The following is a 20,536-nucleotide window of genomic DNA, read 5'->3' as shown; positions in this document are numbered from 1 at the left end:
GTGCCAGTCATTACGTAATTTTCCACATAAATCATTCCTCAATAATACTAATCCCCCTCTTGCGTCCATGTATGGGTGAATAAATAAACCTAAAGTTACTACTGACTCAGTTTCCTGATAACCAAATATTCTAAATAATTTATTTTATAAATTTCCATATGCATAAAAATAATTTCATTAAGAAAATTTTATTATTTTCATCGAGAGGTAAACAATAAATACAACCGTTTCTGTTTTGAATTCAGATATCTCATCGTTGCACATATTCTTCGGGAACAAAGACTGATTTTACATAATGCTCATGGTGGAATAGCCGTATCCAAAAATTCGGTTGCTTGATTTTGGCAGTTATTTTATAACACGCTCACTAAATTCTTTATCAGAGATATCCACAATAATGTTGTCATCACTCATGAATACTTTAGATCGTGTCTTAAACAAACCTAGAACCTCAGACGAAGAAGCGGAGCAATACACCCCTGACCAACTCCTTTCATGGGCACAAGGCTGTATGCTTGAAGGATTACCTGATGATTTTGATGAAGCGTTCATCGAGTGCGAGAGACTACAACGCCCTGATGGTAAAACGGAAATGAAAATCACGCATCAGTTTAAACTTAATGCAGATTCCGCATATGAAACATTTTCCCCAGCAGATGACCTTTATCCTACTCAATGTATAGAGATGGTTCTGACAAAAGAATACTGGAAGAAAGCTAGGCTGACATTTAATCCAAGAAAAGCTACATTTTCTTGGGAGTGAGTCTCTAAGAAGAACCAGAATGACTAATGGTGATACGTTTACGAAACCACGGGTGTGACAGTAAATGTGTTTATCATCGATAGGAAATAAGGACAAAGGGTGGAGGGAAATTTTGTGATTACCTCCATCTATATTTGATACCCTCGGTTAATAAGTGCTCGTCAAATATAATGAAAAAGCATTATCTATGATTGACCATTTCTATAAGTGTGAATTGACCGCCCCCTTTAGTTTTACCATGTTAAATTTTATTATTTAAATCAATTAGATATGTTCATTCCGGTATTAAGATAACTAGATCAACGTAATATCAACAAAAAATCGACTTTCGAATACCAAAAAGTTGATCTATTCGCAGGCTAATTCTTACAGTTTTAAGTCCCAATTCTCTAATCTGAATCTATAAATAAGAAACTCCAATCCGGCAATCTCAAATAGAAACAACCTCACCTGATAAACTCAGGAAAATGACCAACCTAATTCTGCTAGGCAACTAACCAGCCATTAGCAGACAACCTAATTTTCCAAAGAAAAACCTAAAAGCAACAATTAAGGCAATTTCCTGAATACGTCAACACCAGCAGCTCCAGAAAATCAGCAGAAACAAAACAAGCAGGAATGCCAAAGCATAAACTATGAAGGTAAGTAATGTGTAACAGTAAGATAAATAAGAAAAGTGGGTAAATATCTTATGCTTAAAAATAACAAAATAAAATGGATGGCTGATACGTTATCATCAAGATATAGAAGACAATAATCCATACAGTAAGGGAAACCATCAATCCAATAAGATAATGAATAAAGGCATATGGGTTATATCCATTACAGGAAGCTACAAGAAACACATATGTGGAGAGAACAACAAAAGTAGTAGTTCTGGACCGAAAATCATTTGGTAGTAAACATTGTTCAGTACGTCGTAGAGAAAGCGGTAGAGAGAACAGTAGCAAGTAGAGTATGTAAGGTAAGAAGAGCAGGAGGGAGCGCGTACTTTTCCCGTATTTTTTCAATCCTGAACCGCCCTTCTCCTCCCCTACGGCAGCACCCGGCACGGAACAAGAAAATGTTAAATCTCCCCCTACGGGAAATGAAGGTTGTTCACTTACGGTTGCCTACGGTGACACAATCAAACTATAACAACGAAAGGTCTATTCAATCTATTCATTCCATTTCCTCTATTAGACACCTAAGAAAACAAATAAATAAGAAAACAACTTGAATAACAAAATGCAGAAGTTAAGATAATTAACCCAATAATGGAAATTGGTTAACAAGGAATAATTATCATGGAAAAGATCAATCGCTCAAACCTCGTTTTCGATATGTACTACTCATCTGGCAAGAATGCAGCCGCTGGTGAGAAAATTGCAGAAATCACCGCCATTGTTCGTGATCGCGCTACTGGTGAAGAAGTTACTACAGCCACATTCAAACGTATCACTGGTAAAGATCGCAGCCAGAAATTCGACTTAGGTGTTATTCGCTTGAGTCGTGGTAATGATCAGTTCTGTACATCGGTAATCGAGCATTATCGCAAAGATGTAGAAGGCCAATTCAAAAACCTGATGATTGAAGTGAGCGACGTGCTGGAAAGTGGCTTAAACAATTCCACATGGATTGGCACTTATGGCCTTCGCATTATGGGTGACATGTCTGCCGAACAATACTTGCCAGAATCAGTCTTGGCATTGGTTGGCAAAAAGCCGATTGAACAACCTACGGCAGAAGTCAGCAAGTAACGGTCGATAGATTGATACCTCCGAGGGCGTAGAGTAAAAACTACGCCTTTCTATTTCTTACTGGCCCTAACACATTTCCTTTGATACCTATCTGCTGGTGGCACTATACATCCATCTAAGTGATAATTATTCATTTCCTATAAGTTATACATAACTTTTGAGTTATCATATCTTATAGGTTATACTTTCTTTGGTTAGTTAGGGAAGGAACTACTTTGTGTTTGAACTGATCTTTCATCCTGAAGCACAACAGGAAATATTAGACCTTGATAGCGCTATGCAAGGTAAAGCATTTTCCGCATTGGATAAACTTGAATCTCAAGGTAATCAGTTACGTTACCCCCACACTGATATTATTCAGGATGGTCTGTTTGAGCTGAGAGCAGGTAAAAAGGATATTACACGTACCTTCTTTGCTTTTACTAAAGGTAAAAAAATATATATTTTACGTACGTTTATTAAAAAGACAGCGAAGACACCCCCGGCAGAGATTCAATTAGCATTGAAGAGACTTGAGGAGCTGACAAATGAAAGTTAAAGGTATTCCTTATTCTGAAATAAAGGCAAAAGCATTGCAGAATCCAGATGTAATGGCGGCTTATCTTGCAGAGAAGAAAGAGGAAGAATTGCAAGAACTTTTGGCTGATCTACGCCGCCGAGCTGGTTTAAATAGTACACAGGTTGCTGAACGAATGGGAATAACGCAACCGGCAGTTAGTAAATTGGAAAAAAATGCTCGTAAAGCCAGTATTTCTACTCTTGAGAGATACGCCGCTGCATGTGGGGCAACCATACGTATTGTGATGGATTAATTCATAGATAGAAGGTTGAACAATAACTGCTGGTTATACCCCTAGTTATGCCATTTTATTGCCGCTAATGTAGCGGCTTTTTACCCACCTCTTTCCCGCAGGCAATGGACCTCTTTCTACCCGGCTACCGCACTTTCCCGTGAAAAACCGTAGAGAGTAGAAGAAAAAATCTATCGCAAAGCTGATGGGAAACTCATTGATACACGGATTGCGTTGAAGCGTAAAGACAGGAAGACGTGTTACAACAGTTGCCAAACACTACACAATGTCAGAACGCGATAAAGCGATCAACGAAATGGTGACATTAACTCAATGGGCGATTATGGAAACAGGCCAAGAGAAAATGGCGAAATAAAGAATTCACATTTCTTACATTGCAAAAAAACATCGTACGCAGTACGATTTATTTATTGACTATCGTACTCTGTACGAGTATAGTATTTCTCATCGATGGCAAGGATGTTTGTTATGGAATACTTAGTTTTTATCGAAACTCCTGTATTTAGTAGAGAACGAGCTGGATTATTAACTGATAATGAATTCAGACTATTACAGGAGCACTTATTAAAGAATCATGAACAAGGCAGTACCATTAGCGCTACTGGAGGATGTAAGAAGATTCGCTGGCAACGTGAGGGAATGGGTAAAAGTGGCGGTGTCAGAATTATTTATTACACAATAACCAAAACTGGAAGGCTCTATCTTCTTTTGATTTATCCTAAAAATAAAAAGGATAATGTAACGGCAAAAGAAAAAGAAGTGCTCAAAGCCATCAGTAGCAAATTGCAGTAATCAACGCCGCGCCTTTGCGCGGCATGTTCATACGACGGAGAAACTATGGACAAAGAACTTTTTAATGACTTGGTCGAAAGTATGGAGCAGATGGTAGCGATTGAAAAAGGCGAACTTTCTGTCCCTAATGAAAATATCCATTATCATCGTTTACCCGATGTAAAAAACTTGCGTGAATCCTTTGGGTTAAAACAGAGCGAATTTGCTGAGGCTGTTGGTGTCTCATCCTCCCTAATTCAAAGCTGGGAACAACATCGTCGTATTCCTTCTGGTTCATCATTGAAACTTCTTAAGATGCTTGAACGCCACCCAGCACTCATTAAGGAATTAAATTCACTTTAACATTTTCATTAGAACTCCCCCCGCATTTAAAGCGGGAGAAGTCAGAAAAAAATCGGAAACAAGGTTCATTCCCACGCCGCTAATGTAGCGGCTTTTTATCCACCTCTTTCCCGTAGGCAATGGACCTCTTTCTACTCGGCTACCGAACTCTCCCGTGGAAAACCGCAGAGAGTTTATTTAACGCATGTATTCAGTATTTCTTTGCCTGCATTATGAGATGTATTACTTGCTGTGCCCGTCTGCTATCTCTTTGTTACCGTACTCAGTATGTGAAAATAACTCCATTAAGAAAATATTATAAATAACCAAATGGAGTAAACAATATGCGCTCTAACGCATTTAACCACAGCAACGCTCAAAACTTATTTATTGATCATGATGCTCTTGAACACGAGCTTGAATTGGACAATCAAATCGCTGAACAAATCGAAGAAAACCGCCGTCATTTACGTTTAAAACTGCGTATTGCTGACGAGATACGAAAAGAACGTGAAACCTATAAACATCCATCAGCCTGTGAAAATATATCGCTCTCATTCTATCTATTGGATAAAACGCCAATTTATTCAAATGGCACTGAGCTTTTCAGATTGAAAAAAGATTTTAGTCGAGAGCCTTTTTACCTGTAATGTAATACTGTGTTGTGCGTGAACTGGAACGAAGAAAGCGGAGGAAAGTCCGGCTTTCTTTTGTAAGTCATCAGCCGAAGGGAATAGGTGCAATGAGGTGGAGTAAAACCTTCGGCTGCGAAAGGGAGTATTTTAAAACTTTCAAAACGGCTGCCTTCGGGAAAAGGTCGGTTTCGGGAAACGGGGAAAGGGTCGCATCACGTTAAGGTGCACAGAGCAAGTTAAATAGTTTAATAATAATTAATTAAGAAATTATCAATTATGAAATCATATTCTTTAATGTAATAACATAAGTTATAACTATGACGTATATGATTTTGTTACGCTTATTATGATTCATTCATCTAGCCAATCAACAAAATGAATTAGGCTATTGTAGGTGGGCAATAGAACTAAATGTATCGCATTATGAGCGATTTTATCTTTTACTAATACATTCCTTTGTTTTTAATCTAAAAACGTCTCTAAATTGATTGTATGCGTTTTTATGGGGTGTTCAATATTACTATTTATCAACGACAAAACAGAAAAGCACTAGAACGCTATGAAAAGGATTTTAAGCGATTTTTTTCGCTGGCTGGTGGATTTGTACAAGAAAGATAATCAAAACGCTATAAGTGTGCTTTATGGCTTTGTAAGAGTGGATTTTGTGAAGTGATAAGACTAGCGGAAAATAAACAAAAAAATCCGCTACTCTGAGCGGATTTTGTAAAAGTAATTAATTTTCGATTGATAAATCTAACTCGTTTTGTGTCTCTTTATCTTTGGTAAAAATAGATTTTAAGTATTTAACTAAATCGTTTTCTGTGTTGATTTTATACTCACCATAACCCATGCTTATTTTTCCACCAGTATAAGACACAATCCCCAGACGTTCACAAAGTTTTAACGCTTGATTTGTCTGTGTAAATCCGCTATCTGCTTTCTTGTCTGCTTTTTCTTTGTGTGCTGTCATTTGGTCACGATATTGGCGCATACTAAATTTAACTTTACCCATAATAATAAAATCTAAAACTGCCATGATATTGGATGCGCTCATATCTGATAAATCATAATTATAAAAGCTATTAGCAATGCCACTAATAATAAAACAAAACTTATTTAAGCTATAAGAGTTAATAGCAATTTCTTTTAATAAGTCGCTAGGATCTTTTTTAGCGTTTTTAACGATGAAGTATAAAGCGGAAACAGCTTTGTCATTTTTCGCAACTAATTCAGATAAACCAGAGAAGTATTTAACTTTAGTAATTGCTGCTTGTAATTCTGCTTTTTCCGCACTGGAAGGAGTAGCAATAGTGGATAAGCGTTGCTTGATATCGTTATATTGTGTGTGTAACAGTGAAGAAACAGAAGCTACAGAAGAAACGATAATAGATTTAGACAAGTTAGCCATGATTTAGATTCCTGTATATAGTAGCCAGTTGGCTGATTTAATTTACTTTGTTTTATAGTGTTGTCTCACTTGATGGCGTTCATAATAACGTTTTTTAAAAACAGATCAAGAGTTTTTTATAAATTTTTAATTTATTATTGAATATTAAAAGTCTTAGAAATAATTTTAAAATGATTGAAGGTGTTGGCTAGATAAATAACATTTTCCAATATTTAACCTTATATTTATAATGAATATGTAAAATATAACTTCATATATGAATTGTTTCGACAGGTAGGGTTGTTAATCAACACGTTTAGTAGGAAAGTGGATATCTTGGAAAGAATAATACGTGAGAATTAGCTCGAAGAATCACCTTATAAAAACTCTATTTTATTTAGGGGCATTTAACCTAGCCCCTAAAATTTAGAATCATTATTCAGCCAGTGTTCCGTCAGCTTCGAGTGGAATAATACGTTTTACTGCATCGTACATGATGATAACGAGTTGTGCATCATCTGTGTTTAGTGATAGGGAATCAAAGTCGTGATTGTCTGAAACGCCCTTATAAACTATTCCACTTTTCATAAACACCACTACACCCTTACCGACCGCATGGGCTTTATTGAGTATTAAATGAAAGGTTTTTGTATTGGTGTTATTGATAGGTTCACCCACCATTCTGGATTGTTTTTTTTCAACTTCGACTCGTTCAACAACTTCGATAGAAACTAGGTCTGAAATTCGCATTCTAGTATCTGACAAAATTAACAAATCTTTATTTGCTGTTACTCTCTCTATGTTGGAAAGATATGATTCTCCACTTGTTTTAAGCGCCTTGACTGATTTTCCACCTCGTTGAATTTTTAGCATTGACGCGCTAAAGGTTTTATAACTTCTATTACCATGCCGCTTTGTTCCGTATGTGATATCTACCTTTGGCAATTCACTGTTCATTTTCTTCTCTACTTAATGATTTTTTTGATATGACTGGATCATACCAAACACATGACGGGTTAAAAATCAGATAATCGGTGTACATTTATATTGTAATAAATACTTATACAATCATACAATGCGAACAATTATCAATAATAGAGTATTTGTATGAAAAATAAGGTATTTTTGGTTGTTTTGTGTTCTATTCTACTGGTGGGGTGTTCAACAACAAGACTGGATACTTCCGCCTCTAAAGAGGTACCTGTTGAAAGAATGTTTTGGGAGTCAGGTAGAGACAATACTGTGGGAAAAAGCACAATCATAGTAAAAAGAGATCAGGGTTTCATAGGGGCGGGCTGTTTTCAAAACGTACATTTTAACGGCATAAAAATTGCTGAGTTAAATGCTGGAGAGAAAGTTACTTTTTACACACATTCGGGTGATTTTACTTTATCAACATATTTAGGTGGAAATCCTATGTGTGCGTCACTACTAAGTTCGTTAAACGCAAAAATATTACCAAATTCAATAAATGTTTTTAGGATTTTTGTAAAAAACGGCTCTACTCCAAACATTGTAAGAGATAATGTGAAATAAATAATTGTGCGCGATATAGATCTCCCGATGGTTTGGATAAAGATAGTTCCCGATACAGAACTGAAATTGAAAAAGCTTCCCGATTGTATGGAAAATTGAATGCTGCAATGAATGAAGCAAATGCGAGTTGATATACAATCTCTGAATTTTTTATAAAAACGATCCATTCCTAAATATTAAAGGCCATCGAGCGGTTAACTCGATGGTCTTATCTACGTTTCCGTTATTTTAAATCAATTCTAAAAGTGCAACTAACGCCTTGAGAACGATGATTGCAGTACCAATAAAGGCTTTGAATACTCTCGCTTACTCCTATGGGTAGAAGCGCGATTTTCCCAACCTTTACACTGCTTGCCCGATGGGTTCTTATCATTGTTAACCGTCAGAAAGTTTATAAGCAATAAAAAGTGGCCAATTGTAGTGGTTCGCTTATTGATCCAAATAAACCAATCGGTTAAAGTGCTTCCGCCATCGGCAAAATCCGGTGGTCAAGGTTTAGCAGCCTTGAAGATCAACCACTGGTAGGAATTTTCTGCCAGTGTGCCTGCTCTCGCCCTTTCAATGGTGATTCAGGTAGGGGAGACTCACGTCTCGCCGGAAGTTGATCCCGGTCTGCTAACCCTGCTTTGAATCACCACCATCGATATTGATTAATGGAAGGGGTAGCAGGAATGAAATATATGAGGTATGACTGGCATCAAGCCGATATTATTGCGGCATTGCGTAAACGCGGAACAACCTTAGCGGCACTCTCTCGTGACTCAGGACTCAGTTCGTCTACACTGGCAAATGCCCTCAGTAGGCAATGGCCTAAAGGCGAATGGATTATTGCCAATTACCTCGGAATCCATCCCTCAGAAATCTGGCCCAGCCGCTATTTTGACAAAAACGGTCAACTCATTGAGCGAACTCTCCACAAAAAATCTCAGATACATAACCCCGAAATCTCTCTTGAACGTCATTTCAGAAAAATAGAAATGTGATTGCTCAAAATAGAGAGCATAAAATATCTATATATTTTCCAAATTTTATCCTCTCGTCGAAATAATATATCTGGCGGTTTGCTTATTATCTTGCAAAGTAGCAGGTAACTGAATGTTTGAACATAATGAAATGAAAAAAATACCATTATCAGAATATGTTAGACAACATGGTCAGGCGGAAACAGCAAATGCGCTGGGTGTACATCAAACAGCGATTAGCAAGGCGCTGAAAGCGGAACGTAAAATATTTTTGATCCGCCAAGAAGATGGCAGTTATAAGGCTGAAGAATACCGTTCATTTCCCAGTCAGAAAATATCCATCTTTTAGTGATTTTGCCTATTTCTAAATCTAATCAGTCTGAATTTTCACCATAATAACCATGCTAAAAATAATAGCATACTGATTTAGAGCTATGAGAGGTGTAATAGCTTATTTATTTAGTGACAAAGTTTTACGGTTAGATAAAAATAACGGTTTTCCCTATTTGCAGTAAGGTTGTATATTAAACACTCACTAAAAATGATAATCGCAGCAGGTTCTATTTTATTAACAGCCTGTTCACCTAGCGATGATGATATTCGAGAGTCTGTTAAAGAACAGGTTAACAGGGCAATAAAAGACCCTACATCTTCTTTATTTCGTGATGTTGACATCTACCGTGATGGCGAGGACGGTAATTGTCAGCATAGTTGTCATCCCCATTAACAACACTGATAGAGAGAGCAGCTGGTCGATATCGTGACGTTGAATCCCGAACGAAAAAGACAGCTCTCTTAAACTCATTAATAGTGCCAATTATGTTGACAATTACCGTAGTGGTGAATATATGATTGGAGAGTTTCTTAGAAGAGGGGCATGTCTTCCGTTTTTGAAAACTCTGTTAGTGAAAGTAATACCCAACTCAATTAATGTATTTAGAGTTAAAACAACATTTATGGGAGAGAATGGAGGTGATTTAGATTTTAGTTTATGTAGCGTCAAGCTGTATCAAATCTGGAACTTGGCGATATAGATTGCAGCTGGGTTAATAATAGGTTTGGTATTTTTTGAATTTAGTACTACCTGTATAAAAAATATTATGTAATGATAAATTTTTATTAGTTTTTTAGGTTAGCAACATGAGCTTGGGAAACTGAAAGGTCTAAACTCACTATAACCTGCAATTGGATGCTGTTAGGTCGATTATAATGGAAAAATCTGGATTAGTTGTTTACCCATCGGATGGTGGAAAACCCTTTTTATTAAATGAAAAGGGCCACTTATTAACAAAATTAACAACAATTAAACAAAAGCAAGAGGGAGAAGGTGCAAATGTCAAATATCAATATAAACATTTTGTACCTAATGCTGAAAACTATCAATTGGTCATAGTGCCTCGGTGTTCTTGTTTGTATTATGTATTGTATTATTTGAGAGCTGATATGTATTCAGTACCAATTACAAAGTTCGATATTCAGGGTAACTATATTGTTTGGGGAATTGATAGTTATTCTCTTGAGGATTTTTATGCTATTTCAGAGTGGTTATTTACTGATGAGTTTATTATAGATGTATATGGCTATTCTAAAAATACAAGAAAAGATAATTATGGTCTAGATTTTAAGGGGGCAAATCAATTTTTAACTGTTTCTAATGAAAAAGAGCTTGGTTATTGTGTATTAAGGAAAAAAATTAAAATGAGCGCAGGGCAGTCATGGAGTGTTCCATCAGATTTGCCAAACCCAGATAATCAAGTAGTATTTGTCCGAAGTGATAATCCAAATTGTGCTGTCTCTACTGACAGAATATACAATAAAGTTACCGTATCTCATGATTGCAATCTATATGTGGTTGTTTTTTCCTCTGGATTCACTCCACAGAAAGATGGTTGTGGGGTTCATATTTGGAATGAACGGGGAGAGTTAACTTACTCCAGTCGATACGTACCATTCTTCCAAGGTGAAAATGTTGTTTTTAATAGCGAGAATGATGTGGTTACTACAAATTTAAAGTCCCCAATGATTAGGGCTACAGACTTATATCTTCTATGGAGTAAAAGAAATAATGACTGGAATTTTTATTCGACCGCATATAAATTTCATGAAAATAAAATAACTTTAACAACAGGGATAAAAATTGGTGATGGTAATATTGGACCGAGGCATGAGCTTAACGATTACGCAGCAGTTCCGACATATGCAATAGAATTTTCTGACTATTTTTAATACTAATAGAGTAATAGTCAGAACACCAACCATCTTGCTCTCTGCCATTTTCTAGGGCAGGACTTATCCAGCTAACAACTGTAGATTCATTTCAAGATGATTCAATCAATTAAAATGATGGAGCGGGTGATTTGTCTTTGTGCTATACGAGATTGGTAGCCTCGGTTCTGGTGCATTACTCTTCAACTAACATCGTCAGTCTAATGCCTCAGCATAGATCTATCTAGGGCATCACTCGACATTTTATCCAATCACGGGTTTCAACCTCTCGGGTTTATGTCCTGTGCTCCTGATAGCGCTAGTATTCTCCTGAGTGACTGTATTGTGGAGGGTATGGCTGTGGTCAGTTCGGCAGGCTCTTTAACTATACTCAGCGTCTCTAACATCAGTGGCATGATGTTAAATTGCTGATATTTATTCGCTCCGCTTAATTTAATGTTCCATTAAGCGGAGCGAATAATAACGAATTCATAGAGGGGAAAAGTATCAATTGTCAGCGGACTGCTCTGCGTTTTTCATTAATATTTCGAGCATTTCCTCTGTGATCCTGCCTTCTTTGAACATTTCGAGAAGTTGTGTTTTAACACTGTTGTCGGCAATGATCTGTTTAGTGCATTTATCGAATTCTGCTAATGTGATGTTCTCTAGGAGTGCATTAAGCACTATCTCAATACTTGGTTTAACGCCTTTCGATTTGAGTCTGGATTTCAATTCACTGATTTTAGATTGTGCTTTTGGTGTAGCTCTGAATTGCACAACTTTTGCTTTGCTAGTCATAATATACCTATAAAAAAATACCTTTAATATTATTGTATCTATTGGTTAAGTAAGTGAAAAGGTAATTCACCACCTTCCAATAAAATACCTTGAACAAACCCATCGGTTTCTTTGACAATGTTTCTTCGCTCAAATGAGTGTTGCAGCAGGTTATTATTGGAGTAGTCGAGGAAATCCACGACAAAGCAGATATTAGCCTGATCTGTTTTCTTACGAAGTCCACGACCTACACGTTGACGCAACTCCACCTCCGCTTTCCCGCCACCGGCAAGAATTACACCACCGACACCGGGAACATCGACACCCACGTCGAGTATTGTAGAGCCAATTAGTACATCAATCTCACGGTAACGTAGCTTATCGAGTTGAGCCATTCGTTCAGCCTGTTTGCTCTCACCGAAGATGAATTCTGTTTTAATACCTATACTTCCCAGCATTTCCTTCAAAATCTGACCGTGTCGTTTGAGCCTAACAAGGATCATTACGGTCAATTTGTGTCCTACCATTTTTTTTGCCTGATGGACGATTAGACTATTTCGAGCAAGATTGTAAGTAATGCCAAGTTGCGCGGCTCGTGTGTATGGGGAGTTACGACCTAAACGTGAATTTCCAACCTTTTCAGAAAGATCTTTTTTGATATTCACATCATCAGGTGTGTAATCTGTTCTTAGATAAAGGAAGTAAGGTTTTGCCAGAATACCTCTGTCTATGAGATATCGTTCCGATACTTTGATTCCAATAGAGCCGGTAACAGCCATCAACCGCATGTTGGCTTCTGCGGAATCTTTCATAAATGGCGTTGCTGTTAGACCTAATCGGTAATCGGCATTCACACACATGCGGCTGATATCATAAAAAGCGTTGCCCGATGATTCGTGTGCTTCTTCCAGTATCAATAAGCGAACTTCCTGCAACAGTTTTTTGATTGCCGCCTGTCTACGATAGTGAAACTCTCGTTTTTTCCCCCACTCTTTGCGTTGTTCCTCTTTGGTTGGATGCGGCTTGGTTGATTTTTTACCTTTGGGTGGTAGTTTTTCAACAAAACGAGGGAACTCGTCAAGAAAGCTAGCGAGAGTCTGAATGGTTGCTACGTTAATATGGCGCGAAAAGTGGAACATGCCGTCACCAACGATCCCGATTTTTTCTCCTTTCAGGTGAGGTTCGCTGTTTTCTGCTCTGTAGTTGATAGAACGTTGAAAATTGTCTCTCATTTGGTGCATTAGCACCGATCGTGTGGTGATAAACAGTGTCAGTTGATTAATACGAGCGGCGGCTTTACAGCCCACTACGCTTTTCCCACCGCCAGTTGCAATCTGAGCAATCATCCCTCCTTGCTTGACCATACGCTCGACTGTTTCATCCTGATAAACGTAATCAGGATTGTACGGGAACTCGTTTATTTTTGGGTTAGGTTGACCCAATGGCTGGATCAACGGCTTGCGCTGCAAAAGTACTCTGTGACCTGCTTTCTCTAACTTCTTTGTCACTGCCTGAACAAAACCTGATGGAAAACTGCGTGTTGTCCAGTTGAACATTGTCGATCTTCCATCCCATCCGCTTGATTTAAACTGTGCCCCATCAACCTCATAGCTCAGTGCATCTTGAACACAGCGTAAAACACCCTCATCGGCATTTTTACTTATTAATGCGTTGACTGCATTATATGCAATAACGATATCCATAAATAAGACCTTATATTTTTTAAAAAAACAGATATTATATTAGGTATGTAAATACTTATGGAAAAGTATGGAAAAAATACAATGGAAAGTAAAACTAAATTTTTAGAGGTGGAGACGGGAAAACTCGTTCCTAACGGCTGGAATACCAACAGTGTTCCACTAATGAACATGGACAAATTAAGAGAATCACTCACTCGCCTCGGTTTGTTTAAACCCATCATTGTTCGTGAGGTCAGGGACAAATACGAGATCTTAGGTGGTGAGCATCGTTGGAGAGCTGCTGTAGAACTTGGTATGCCGACCGTCATGATTGCCAATTTAGGTGAAATCAGTGATTCAACCGCAAAACAAATCTCTGTTATCGACAATGAGCGATACGGTGAAGACGATGCGGACAGTTTTACCCGTTTGCTTGAGGAAATTCAGACAGATCTTTCCTACAGTTTTGCAGACCTTGCTCCGGTTGATGACATTCTCAAAGACGTAATGCCTACCATCTCGACAGAAGCAGCGTTTCGGGAGTTAGAAGCTCTAAGCACTGAAATGGGGGCAAACACTGAAATGGATGAATCCGGTTCTGAGTTATTACGTGAAAGAGCTGAAAGAGCCGAGGTGAGTTCTCACCAAACCATGCGATTTAAGGTTACGACAGATGCGGCGGAAATGATTGAAGCCGTGATAGCGGCCGTTATCCGTGACGAGAACATTAAAACGGGCAACAAGATGGAAGATGCCGGGGAAGCACTGTTATTCATTGCAGAAAAATACAGGGAAGTACGCTAATGGAAAAGAAATTTGAAATTGTCTACTTAGACCCTCGCGTTCTGATCCCATATGAGAAGAATGCAAAAAAGCATAATGAGCAACAAATTAAAGATCTTGCCGAAGCCATCAAAAAACGTGGTTTTGACCAACCTATCACGGTTGATAAAAGCAGGGTGATTATTACCGGTCACGGTCGAACTGAGGCATCAATCTTTGCTGGTCTGGCAAAAGTGCCGGTCATTGTCCGCAACGACCTGACAGAATTCGAAGTTGCCGCAAAACGACTGGAAGATAACCGCCTAGCCAGTACCGACTACGACGCTCTGGTACTGCAAGAAGAACTGAAAAACCTGATTGACGGTGACGTGGCTGTTTACGGATTTTCTGATCGTGAATTGAGTGTATTGGTTGAAGACATGATCGACTCAATGGCAACTGATGGCTTAGTTGTGGATCTGTCAGTTGAAACTGAAAGACAGAAAGACGAGCACGATGTGGTCGCTCATAAAGTGGCAAACGAAGATGTCCGGCTAGTGGACGTAATGGGATTTAAATTGATTCCTGCAAGCTCTGCGATTGTGGTTGGGGATTTACTCGCTCACATGGAAGAAATGACCGGAAAGGAAGGGATAGACGCTTTTCTGACGTTTGCAGAAAAAGTCTCTAAGGAAATGTACGGGGAACAGCAATGAGCGATTACATTATTAACGTTTCATTCGATACCCGTGTGACGAAAACAACCCGCACACTCGAGGTCGCTGAGTCATTCGGCTTAGGTATGGATGATAAGCAATTCACTCTTTATGACAACTTACCGGTTCAGATTGATCAGGGTGATGTTGTGTACATCACGGGTCAGTCTGGTTCAGGCAAATCGGTGATCCTGAGAGAGCTGCAACGACTGATGAAAGGCGAGAGCAAAACTGTAGTGTCCATCGACGATATCACCTTTGATAACGACAAGAATGTTATTGATCAGGTCGGAAAGACTACCACAGAAGCGTTGAGCTTACTGTCAATGGCAGGTTTGAACGATGCTTACCTGTTTATCCGCAAACCGTCTGAGATGTCTGACGGTCAACGTTACCGGTTGAAAATTGCAAAATTGATTGAATCTGGTGCTCAGGTATGGGCGGCTGATGAATTTGGCGCTGTGTTAGACCGCGTTACCGCACAGGCTGTAGCGTCAAACTTCCAGAGAGCGGCGCGTAATGTTGGTGCAACCGTTATGGTAGCCACTACCCATGAGGATCTGATCAATGCATTACGCCCTAGCATAACAATTACCAAGCACTATAAAGAGCGGGTGAAGGTGGAATATGGACGTGATCATTAATCGGCATAAACCGGAAGATTTCCCGAAACACTTAGACTTCATGAAAGACATGGTTGTTTCGAAAGGAACGGTCGAAGATTGGCATGAGCTTAAATCACTCCACTATAAGACAGATGGCAAGCCGTTTGCACCGAGCTACTACAAATGCACATTAGGTGATCGCTTAGTGGGGGTTGTAGTGATGGCATACCCAAAGCTGCTGCTTGCACCACGACACCGGATGTTTCCAAAACTGAAACCGACCACTAACACTACGGTTGCTAACCAGTATTGGGGAAAATACGTTAACGCAAATTTCGCAGTTATGAGCCGCTGTGTAGTCGATACGCTGTACCGAGGTCTTGGCGTCAGTTACCGGTTAATCAACATTGCCTCACGTATGCATGATAAGCCGATCATTGAAATTCAGTCCTCAATGAGCAAGTACAATCCATTTGCAATGAAAGCCGGATTTGATTTCATTCGACCAGAACGGCCGAAAACCTATGAAAGTGCGTTGCGTGTATATCAGCGTCATTTCCGATCAGATGCTGGTGACACGGAATCAATCGTAAGAGAGCTGTTTTCTATGACTGATGTGCGTAGGCGTAGAGCGTTATCTGATCTAGTCGCTAATTATCATAAAAACTCGTCATTGGCGAAGGCCGGTCGGAATAGAGGCACAACAATTCAGGATATTTTGGACACCTTAACGACCGAGGAAGCGATCGTTAAATTTCTCAAAGAAATCCATAACCTCAGTTTTACCACACCCTTATATGGGGCATATCGAAATCCAGACTTCGGGAAAGCGTTGCCAAGTGACATCCCACTTCTGGTATTCGATAACCAAGATGTACGCTCACAAATGGATACAAAGCGTTTAAATGTGATTTAAAAAAGGATTCTTAAACATGGACGTAACTGAAAAGCAAAAATCAATTATCCGCACTGTCTGGATTGGAGTAGAGCGGGGTAATCCTGTCGATATGGACGAGTTACTGGAAATGCTGCCTTATAAAACCAGCAAACAGTCTATGCAATTCTCTATCCGTGCCCTTATCAAAAAAGGGATCGTTGTTAAAAGCGGTTTGAGAAAACGCGCAACAGATGGGTATAACCGTGTGGTGTATGAACTGACGGATCTCGGTAGAGCAGTTGCAAAAATGTATAGTTAATAATACCGTGCTCTCAATAATATATATTAGTAAACAATATAAATTTGATATCTATATTGTTTTGATATTTGTTTTGTTCTTATATCTTTCTTAGTAAGAAATTTATATAAATATTATGGGAGCAAGGTCTTTTTATTAACACTGCGGAAAAGGAATTTTCGAGTGGCAATCAGGGAAGAAAGAACACGACTGTCTGCTTCACAATGGGCGGAAGCTGAGGCGGCTTGGTCTTCTGGGGAGTTTTCATTATCTCAGTTAGAGGGGCGCTTCGGTGTAAGGCGAGAAACGCTTTCACGTCATTTCAAAAAAAAGAAGGTCATCAAAGGCACGGATGCTGTTGGGAAATTAGTTCGTGAATCAATCAGGTCAGATGCTGAAATAAGGGCGAAAGAACGCTCCGCGTTAATTGAAGAAAGGCGGGGTAAATATGACCGCTTTGCATTCAATATTGCCGCTCTGCTGATGAGAGAAGTCACTGAGGGTTCTAAAGCCTTAGCAACAGGCTCGGCAATTGGTTTTGCTGAACGGGAAGCCAATATAAAGGCACTACAACGGGCTTCAATCACGTTAAGTAAGTGTTTTGAGGTGTCTAGCAAATCTCTCAACATGGATAAAGTTGATGTTGAAGAAGATGAGCTTCCGGCACTGATGTTTGGTGAACTGACACAAGCACAGGTTGCGGAATTGCGAAAAGCTGAGGAACCGGTTGATCTGTCGGAAGAACTCGACTTCGACACTGAGAGTGAAGAAAACGGCGGGGGTGAATGATGGCTCAGAACAATAGTGGTCTGCAATTGGTTCAGCTCCATAAAGGGCAGATGTCAGTATTCAAATCACCTCATCGATTTAAAGTCGTCTGTGCTGGTCGGCGTTGGGGTAAATCCCGCCTATCTATCTCTAAGCTGATGAAAGAGGCTATAAAAGCGCCTAAACAGCGAGTTTGGTATATCGCCCCGACTTACCAGATGGCAAGGCAGATTCTTTGGGATGATTTGCAGGAATTGATCCCCCGTAAATGGATCAAAAAGAAAAACGACACCACAATGACCATCTTGCTGAAAAACGGCAGTGAGCTGGGATTAAAAGGCGCTGATAAGCCGGACACTCTGCGTGGAGTCGCATTGCATTTTGTTGTACTTGATGAGTTTCAGGACATGAAGCCTGATACTTGGTACAAGGTCATTCGTCCAACTCTTTCATCCACGAAAGGAAAGGCGCTGATTATCGGTACACCGAAAGGTTATTCCGCTTTCCATAAGCTCTGGACTATCGGGCAAAATCCCTCGATGCAGAAGAAAGGGCATTGGAAAAGCTGGCAGTTTGTCACCGCCGATTCGCCATTTGTTCCAGATTCAGAGATTGAGGCAGCCCGTGAAGATATGGACCCTAAATCCTTTGCTCAGGAATACCTTGCTTCTTTCGAAAATATGTCAGGCCGAGTGTACTATCCGTTTGAACGAAAAACACACGTTAAGCCATGCGAATTCAACCCGAAACTACCTATTTGGATAGGGCAGGACTTCAACATTGACCCTATGTCGTCGGTGGTATTGCAGCCTCAACCGAACGGAGAACTGTGGGCGATAGATGAAATTGTCTTGTTTTCATCGAACACAGTTGAAGTGTGTGACGAAATCGAACGCCGTTATTGGCGATGGAAAAATCAGGTTGTTATCTTTCCTGACCCAGCGGGTAGCTATCGTCAACATGCACGAGGCGAGTCGGATATTGATATCTTTAAGGAAAAGGGGTTTGCGCGCATTGATTTTCCTAAAAAACACCCTCCGATTGCGGATCGAGTCAATGCGACAAACCGTTTATTGATGAGTGCTGCGGGGACAGTTAGACTTCATATTGACCCAAAATGCAAGCATCTCATTGAATCATTTGAAAAGGTCATTTACAAACCGGGTTCTAGGGATATCGATAAGGCTGCGGGTATTGAGCATAGTACTGATGCGATAGGTTATCCGATTCATAGACGATTCCCTGTCAAAGAACGCACAATTCTCGGTGGTTCACGTTAACAATGTAGTTATATAAATATCTAAAGGATTTTAAATGGAAGTTGAATCTTTAGACCAAAAAGTATTGAAGGAATTAGTCAGTCGCCGTCATCCCGAATATGAGGGACGACTAGAGCATTGGAATTTCTTGGCAGCCACTTATGCTGGTGGACGTAATTGGTTCCAACACAATATTTTTCGTTATTTCAAAGAGGGTGATAAGGAATTTAAGGAGCGTCTGGAACGCGCCTATCGCTTCAACCACACACGCGAAGTGGTCAACCTTATCAACAAGTACATCTTCAGAGAAAACATCTCTCGTGAACGCTCTGATGCCCCTGATGCAGTAAAAGCATTTTGGGATCGAGCTACCCGTGAGCAAATGACTCTTGATGAGCTGATGTCAGCAATCGATATCCAAACATCAATCTTTGGTCGGATCTGGATTGTCGTTGATTCGACAATGAAAGATGTGGAGGTGACTTCTTTAGCTGATGAAAAAAAAGCGGATGCTCGTGCTTACGCCTACTGGTTGCCCCCCCAGCAAATGTTGGATTTCGCCTATGACGATGATGGCAACCTGCTTTGGGTACTAACACATGAACTGGTGCGTGATGATGCCAACCCGTTCACCTCATCCGGTAATTTAGAAAATCGGTATCGGCTGTGGACGCGGGAAAGTTGGTTTTTATTTCGTGAAGTTAAGGCTAAAAAGGGCAGCGCTAAGCAAGCACAAATTGAGCTGGAGAATTACGGCGAACACAAATTAGGTGTTGTACCTGTGTTTCCTGTTGATTGCATGGGAAATGCCCAATCACGCTATTTCAGTCCGTCATTAATTGATGATATCGCATACCTTGATAGGGCTGTTGCTAACTACCTTTCTAACCTTGATGCCATTATCCAAGATCAGACTTTTAGCCAGTTGGCTATTCCTGTTCAGGCAATGATGCCGGGCGATGAAAACCACACGAAGATTTTGGAATTCGGCACAAAACGAGTCTTTACCTATGATGCTGAAGGCGGAGCACAGCCATTTTATATGTCGCCAGATCCAAAACAGGCATCAATGATCATTCAGACCGTTCAAACAGTTATCAATGAAATTTACCACTCAGTCGGTGTGGCTGGTGAACGAACCAAACAGGATAACGCAAAAGGTATAGATAACAGCTCAGGGGCAGCAAAAGCCTACGATTTTCAGCGTGTAAATAGCTTATTGATCACCAAAGCTGAACGGTTACAACGCGCAGAACGGCAGATGCTTTATTTGGCTGCGAAATGGATGGGGCAGGAGAAAACTCAGGAAGAAATCGACGAATTGGTCGCATATCCCGAAAGTTTTGACGTTCGTGGCCTGATGGATGAATTTGATGTTGCTAAACAGCTTAAAGAAATCGAAGCGCCTGAATCAGTACGTCGTCACCAGATGGATATTCTAATCGAAAAAATCTTCCCAAACGTTTCTAAGGAGATGAGAAGTGCCTTTGATAAGGATTTAGAGGAATTTCCGCCAAAAAATAATCAATTAATGCTTGAAAGTAAGTATCTAAATACCTATGATTCAGGTAATAAAAAGGATCAAGAAACCGATCCGAAATCGACTCAAGAGACTGAGTGATTTATTTACAAGGAAAGTA

The 20,536-nt window shown here is 39.7% G+C and carries 23 protein-coding genes; 19 read left to right on the top strand and 4 right to left on the bottom strand.

From position 1 onward, the window contains the following. The first annotated feature begins 412 nt into the window (after positions 1–412). The 7 genes from AB204_RS11580 (at position 413) to AB204_RS11550 (ending at position 5,077) form a co-directional block, all read left to right on the top strand. Positions 413–763 carry a hypothetical protein gene (locus tag AB204_RS11580; protein WP_235428077.1) on the top strand — a complete coding sequence of 117 codons (351 nt, stop codon included), beginning with the start codon at positions 413–415 and terminating at the stop codon, positions 761–763. Between the two features lie 1,286 nt (positions 764–2,049). After that, complete coding sequence (locus AB204_RS11575; RefSeq protein ID WP_047963524.1) at positions 2,050–2,502, top strand: hypothetical protein; 453 nt, start codon at positions 2,050–2,052, stop codon at positions 2,500–2,502. A gap of 217 nt (positions 2,503–2,719) precedes the next feature. Continuing rightward, positions 2,720–3,040 (top strand): type II toxin-antitoxin system RelE/ParE family toxin, encoded by a 321-nt coding sequence (locus AB204_RS11570; RefSeq protein ID WP_047766478.1) that lies wholly within the window; start codon positions 2,720–2,722, stop codon positions 3,038–3,040. Next, positions 3,030–3,314 carry a helix-turn-helix domain-containing protein gene (locus tag AB204_RS11565; RefSeq protein WP_047963523.1) on the top strand — a complete coding sequence of 95 codons (285 nt, stop codon included), beginning with the start codon at positions 3,030–3,032 and terminating at the stop codon, positions 3,312–3,314. Before AB204_RS11570 ends, AB204_RS11565 begins: the two co-directional genes overlap by 11 nt. Before the next feature lie 468 nt (positions 3,315–3,782). Further along, entirely contained in the window at positions 3,783–4,106 is a 324-nt protein-coding gene (locus AB204_RS11560; protein ID WP_047963522.1) for a type II toxin-antitoxin system RelE/ParE family toxin, read from the top strand. A gap of 45 nt (positions 4,107–4,151) precedes the next feature. Next, positions 4,152–4,448 (top strand): NadS family protein, encoded by a 297-nt coding sequence (gene nadS, locus AB204_RS11555; RefSeq protein ID WP_047963521.1) that lies wholly within the window; start codon positions 4,152–4,154, stop codon positions 4,446–4,448. A 323-nt stretch (positions 4,449–4,771) separates the two neighbouring features. Next, positions 4,772–5,077, top strand: coding sequence for a hypothetical protein (locus AB204_RS11550; protein WP_047766482.1), 306 nt, complete (start codon positions 4,772–4,774; stop codon positions 5,075–5,077). 718 nt (positions 5,078–5,795) lie between these two features. Here the strand turns inward: AB204_RS11550 and AB204_RS11545 are convergent. Together AB204_RS11545 and AB204_RS11540 are read right to left on the bottom strand one after the other, a co-directional pair. Continuing rightward, the gene (locus tag AB204_RS11545) at positions 5,796–6,470 is read right to left on the bottom strand and encodes a hypothetical protein (protein WP_047963520.1); all 675 of its coding nucleotides are present in this window, start codon (positions 6,468–6,470) and stop codon (positions 5,796–5,798) included. 414 nt (positions 6,471–6,884) lie between these two features. Then, positions 6,885–7,406, bottom strand: a complete 522-nt coding sequence (locus tag AB204_RS11540; RefSeq protein ID WP_047963519.1) for a hypothetical protein — start codon at positions 7,404–7,406, stop codon at positions 6,885–6,887. A gap of 150 nt (positions 7,407–7,556) precedes the next feature. Here AB204_RS11540 and AB204_RS11535 point away from each other — a divergent pair, with 150 nt between their 5' ends. From AB204_RS11535 to AB204_RS23210, 4 genes are all read left to right on the top strand, one after another. Then, positions 7,557–7,985 carry a hypothetical protein gene (locus AB204_RS11535; RefSeq protein WP_047963518.1) on the top strand — a complete coding sequence of 143 codons (429 nt, stop codon included), beginning with the start codon at positions 7,557–7,559 and terminating at the stop codon, positions 7,983–7,985. 671 nt (positions 7,986–8,656) lie between these two features. Further along, positions 8,657–8,968: a helix-turn-helix domain-containing protein gene (locus tag AB204_RS11530; protein ID WP_047963517.1), complete on the top strand. Its 312-nt coding sequence runs from the start codon at positions 8,657–8,659 to the stop codon at positions 8,966–8,968. Positions 8,969–9,080: 112 nt separating this feature from the next. Beyond that, positions 9,081–9,296: a Cro/CI family transcriptional regulator gene (locus AB204_RS11525; RefSeq protein WP_411354715.1), complete on the top strand. Its 216-nt coding sequence runs from the start codon at positions 9,081–9,083 to the stop codon at positions 9,294–9,296. Positions 9,297–10,156: 860 nt separating this feature from the next. Further along, a complete protein-coding gene (locus AB204_RS23210) occupies positions 10,157–11,173 on the top strand; it encodes a DUF6453 family protein (protein WP_047963515.1) in 1,017 nt (338 codons plus the stop codon). Between the two features lie 486 nt (positions 11,174–11,659). On the opposite strand, the gene AB204_RS11510 is transcribed toward AB204_RS23210, so the two are convergent. Together AB204_RS11510 and AB204_RS11505 are read right to left on the bottom strand one after the other, a co-directional pair. Next, the gene (locus tag AB204_RS11510) at positions 11,660–11,950 is read right to left on the bottom strand and encodes a hypothetical protein (protein WP_047963514.1); all 291 of its coding nucleotides are present in this window, start codon (positions 11,948–11,950) and stop codon (positions 11,660–11,662) included. Positions 11,951–11,988: 38 nt separating this feature from the next. Next, on the bottom strand, positions 11,989–13,632 hold the full coding sequence (locus tag AB204_RS11505; RefSeq protein ID WP_047963513.1) for a DEAD/DEAH box helicase: 1,644 nt from the start codon (positions 13,630–13,632) through the stop codon (positions 11,989–11,991). A gap of 81 nt (positions 13,633–13,713) precedes the next feature. Between AB204_RS11505 and AB204_RS11500 the strand changes: the two genes are divergently transcribed. The 8 genes from AB204_RS11500 (at position 13,714) to AB204_RS11465 (ending at position 20,517) form a co-directional block, all read left to right on the top strand. Then, positions 13,714–14,415: a ParB/RepB/Spo0J family partition protein gene (locus AB204_RS11500; RefSeq protein ID WP_235428076.1), complete on the top strand. Its 702-nt coding sequence runs from the start codon at positions 13,714–13,716 to the stop codon at positions 14,413–14,415. Continuing rightward, positions 14,415–15,089 carry a ParB/Srx family N-terminal domain-containing protein gene (locus AB204_RS11495; protein ID WP_047963511.1) on the top strand — a complete coding sequence of 225 codons (675 nt, stop codon included), beginning with the start codon at positions 14,415–14,417 and terminating at the stop codon, positions 15,087–15,089. Before AB204_RS11500 ends, AB204_RS11495 begins: the two co-directional genes overlap by 1 nt. Continuing rightward, on the top strand, positions 15,086–15,733 hold the full coding sequence (locus AB204_RS11490) for an ATP-binding cassette domain-containing protein (RefSeq protein ID WP_047963510.1): 648 nt from the start codon (positions 15,086–15,088) through the stop codon (positions 15,731–15,733). Before AB204_RS11495 ends, AB204_RS11490 begins: the two co-directional genes overlap by 4 nt. Further along, the gene (locus AB204_RS11485) at positions 15,717–16,610 is read left to right on the top strand and encodes a hypothetical protein (RefSeq protein ID WP_047963509.1); all 894 of its coding nucleotides are present in this window, start codon (positions 15,717–15,719) and stop codon (positions 16,608–16,610) included. The genes AB204_RS11490 and AB204_RS11485 overlap by 17 nt, the downstream gene beginning before the upstream one ends. A gap of 16 nt (positions 16,611–16,626) precedes the next feature. Next, complete coding sequence (locus AB204_RS11480; RefSeq protein WP_047766495.1) at positions 16,627–16,890, top strand: hypothetical protein; 264 nt, start codon at positions 16,627–16,629, stop codon at positions 16,888–16,890. 162 nt (positions 16,891–17,052) lie between these two features. After that, entirely contained in the window at positions 17,053–17,658 is a 606-nt protein-coding gene (locus tag AB204_RS11475) for a hypothetical protein (RefSeq protein ID WP_047963508.1), read from the top strand. Beyond that, entirely contained in the window at positions 17,658–18,917 is a 1,260-nt protein-coding gene (locus tag AB204_RS11470) for a phage terminase large subunit (protein ID WP_047963527.1), read from the top strand. The genes AB204_RS11475 and AB204_RS11470 overlap by 1 nt, the downstream gene beginning before the upstream one ends. Positions 18,918–18,951: 34 nt before the next feature. Then, complete coding sequence (locus tag AB204_RS11465; protein ID WP_047963507.1) at positions 18,952–20,517, top strand: hypothetical protein; 1,566 nt, start codon at positions 18,952–18,954, stop codon at positions 20,515–20,517. The last annotated feature ends 19 nt before the right edge of the window (positions 20,518–20,536 follow it).

The sequence above is a fragment of the Xenorhabdus khoisanae genome, assembly GCF_001037465.1.
In the GTDB taxonomy this organism is placed as follows: domain Bacteria; phylum Pseudomonadota; class Gammaproteobacteria; order Enterobacterales; family Enterobacteriaceae; genus Xenorhabdus; species Xenorhabdus khoisanae.
This window is presented reverse-complemented; position numbering and strand designations above follow the sequence as displayed.

Excerpts from the sequence above, each read along its gene's own strand:
- nadS (WP_047963521.1), top strand. The coding sequence starts at position 4,152 with ATGGACAAAGAACTTTTTAATGACTTGGTCGAAAGTATGGAGCAGATG.
- AB204_RS23210 (WP_047963515.1), top strand. The coding sequence starts at position 10,157 with ATGGAAAAATCTGGATTAGTTGTTTACCCATCGGATGGTGGAAAACCC.
- AB204_RS11495 (WP_047963511.1), top strand. The coding sequence starts at position 14,415 with ATGGAAAAGAAATTTGAAATTGTCTACTTAGACCCTCGCGTTCTGATC.
- AB204_RS11500 (WP_235428076.1), top strand. The coding sequence starts at position 13,714 with ATGGAAAGTAAAACTAAATTTTTAGAGGTGGAGACGGGAAAACTCGTT.
- AB204_RS11525 (WP_411354715.1), top strand. The coding sequence starts at position 9,081 with ATGTTTGAACATAATGAAATGAAAAAAATACCATTATCAGAATATGTT.
- AB204_RS11505 (WP_047963513.1), bottom strand. The coding sequence starts at position 13,632 with ATGGATATCGTTATTGCATATAATGCAGTCAACGCATTAATAAGTAAA.
- AB204_RS11560 (WP_047963522.1), top strand. The coding sequence starts at position 3,783 with ATGGAATACTTAGTTTTTATCGAAACTCCTGTATTTAGTAGAGAACGA.
- AB204_RS11550 (WP_047766482.1), top strand. The coding sequence starts at position 4,772 with ATGCGCTCTAACGCATTTAACCACAGCAACGCTCAAAACTTATTTATT.
- AB204_RS11490 (WP_047963510.1), top strand. The coding sequence starts at position 15,086 with ATGAGCGATTACATTATTAACGTTTCATTCGATACCCGTGTGACGAAA.
- AB204_RS11540 (WP_047963519.1), bottom strand. The coding sequence starts at position 7,406 with ATGAACAGTGAATTGCCAAAGGTAGATATCACATACGGAACAAAGCGG.
- AB204_RS11530 (WP_047963517.1), top strand. The coding sequence starts at position 8,657 with ATGAAATATATGAGGTATGACTGGCATCAAGCCGATATTATTGCGGCA.
- AB204_RS11480 (WP_047766495.1), top strand. The coding sequence starts at position 16,627 with ATGGACGTAACTGAAAAGCAAAAATCAATTATCCGCACTGTCTGGATT.
- AB204_RS11565 (WP_047963523.1), top strand. The coding sequence starts at position 3,030 with ATGAAAGTTAAAGGTATTCCTTATTCTGAAATAAAGGCAAAAGCATTG.
- AB204_RS11535 (WP_047963518.1), top strand. The coding sequence starts at position 7,557 with ATGAAAAATAAGGTATTTTTGGTTGTTTTGTGTTCTATTCTACTGGTG.
- AB204_RS11465 (WP_047963507.1), top strand. The coding sequence starts at position 18,952 with ATGGAAGTTGAATCTTTAGACCAAAAAGTATTGAAGGAATTAGTCAGT.
- AB204_RS11575 (WP_047963524.1), top strand. The coding sequence starts at position 2,050 with ATGGAAAAGATCAATCGCTCAAACCTCGTTTTCGATATGTACTACTCA.
- AB204_RS11580 (WP_235428077.1), top strand. The coding sequence starts at position 413 with ATGAATACTTTAGATCGTGTCTTAAACAAACCTAGAACCTCAGACGAA.
- AB204_RS11545 (WP_047963520.1), bottom strand. The coding sequence starts at position 6,470 with ATGGCTAACTTGTCTAAATCTATTATCGTTTCTTCTGTAGCTTCTGTT.
- AB204_RS11470 (WP_047963527.1), top strand. The coding sequence starts at position 17,658 with ATGGCTCAGAACAATAGTGGTCTGCAATTGGTTCAGCTCCATAAAGGG.
- AB204_RS11485 (WP_047963509.1), top strand. The coding sequence starts at position 15,717 with ATGGACGTGATCATTAATCGGCATAAACCGGAAGATTTCCCGAAACAC.
- AB204_RS11510 (WP_047963514.1), bottom strand. The coding sequence starts at position 11,950 with ATGACTAGCAAAGCAAAAGTTGTGCAATTCAGAGCTACACCAAAAGCA.